The sequence below is a fragment of the Endozoicomonas sp. SESOKO4 genome, assembly GCF_024606275.1.
Genome location: NZ_JAHHPS010000446.1, coordinates 1 through 1,705, shown reverse-complemented (window position 1 = coordinate 1,705; position 1,705 = coordinate 1). Strand labels below are relative to the sequence as shown.

The following is a 1,705-nucleotide window of genomic DNA, read 5'->3' as shown; positions in this document are numbered from 1 at the left end:
AGGGACAATCGACAAAAACGTCCCTGCCGGGCAAGCCATTTGCAACTTGATCATAATCGAGGAGGATGGCCAGCTGCTGCAATGTGGGAAGGTCTTCAAGAATGCTAAAGGCCTTTGGTCTCATAGGAGAGGATACCACTCCGGGCATCAAACCTGTGAAGCGAACGTAATCGGAGAGGATGGTCAGCCGCGGCCGTGTAGAAAGGTTTTCAAGAATACTAACAGCCTGTTGGTTCATAGAAGCGGATACCACACCGGGCAACAAACCTGTAACGTGACCGTGATATTGGAAGATGGCCAGCCCCGGCCATGCGGAAAGGTCTGCAAGAATGCCCAAGCCCTGTCGCATCACAAAAGCAGAAACCACACGGGGCAAAAAACCTGTGATGTGCCCGTGATCGGGAAGGGGGGTCTGCAACGACCCTGCGGGACGGTCTGCAGAAATGCCGCGGCTTTGTCCACCCACAAAAGCGGACAGCACTCTGGGAAAAAGACCTGTGACGTAAACATAATCGGGGAGGATGGCCAGCTGCAGCCATGCGGAAAGGCCTGCAAAAATGCCGCACACCTGTCCAACCATAAAAGCCGACAGCACACCGGGCAAAAAACCTGTAATGTAACCGTGATCGGTAAGGACGATCAGTCGCGGCCATGCGGAAAGACCTGCAACAATGTTCAAGCCCTGTTGAATCACAAATACAGAGACCACACCGGGCAAAAAACCTGTAACCTGATTATGGTCGGGGAGGATGGCCAGTCGCGGCCATGCGGAAAGGTCTTCAAGAATTCCAGAGTCCTTTCGAGTCACAAAAGCGGATACCACAGCGGGCAACAAACCTGTGATGTGAACGTGGTCCGGGAGGATGGCGAACCGCAGCTATGCGGGAAGGTCTGTAAGAATGCTCAAGTTCTCTGGGATCACATAAGAATAAAACACACCGGAAAGCAAACCTGTGACGAGACTGTGGTTGGGCGGGATGGCCATTCGCGGCCGTGCGGAAAGGTCTGCAAGAGTGCTAAAGCCCTGTTGAACCACAAAAGAATACATCGAAAACGCAAGTCTCCTGTTGTGGATCAGGACGATGACCTCAGTCCTTGATCTGAAAATCAACCTTTCATGAGGTTTTCTTGATCTATCCTTGCTCTGTAAAAGCCAGAATCGAAGGATAGATTTATTAATCACTCACTCTTTGCGACACTGTGGTTGCGGTTGCTGTTACTGACGCTTTCTGTCGTCTGTCAGGCCGAAACGTTGACAGAACGTTTTATTGTCGACCTTGTACAGAGTGCAGTTTTTCCAAATCAGAGCTTTTCTATGAAGTTTGATCAGCAAACATTACCGGACAAACTCTCACAAATTCCCGACAAAAAGGGCTATTCAGAACCTGATTTGTTATCTGATAGCAAACCACCCAGACCTGACAGTGGCGAGATGAAAACGACCATCATTGAGCCGGTTACATGGCAATGGCTTTACGACACGAATCTGCTGATTGCTTTTGAACTGGTTCTTAATACCATAGATACTTCACTATGCTCCAACCCTCATTCAGGGATAACTGTAAAAGTGGCTGCCGCTGTCGCTTCGCTTTTAAAAAGCGATTGGAACCCCGATTCACCGACGTTTAACTCGATGGAAACCCGGGGGGTGAGTCAGGATCACCCGTTTGCGATCACCACTATGATGCCTGGCTCTGGACACAAC

At 50.1% G+C, this 1,705-nt stretch carries 2 protein-coding genes; both read left to right on the top strand.

All coding sequences use genetic code 11. The annotated features are described in order from the left end of the window. The coding region (locus KDK16_RS08775; protein ID WP_257275646.1) for a hypothetical protein at positions 1-1,099 on the top strand (1,099 nt) is incomplete at its 5' end. A gap of 153 nt (positions 1,100-1,252) precedes the next feature. Next, positions 1,253-1,705, top strand: a 453-nt coding sequence (locus tag KDK16_RS08770) for a hypothetical protein (RefSeq protein WP_257275645.1), incomplete at its 3' end; no start/stop codon positions are given.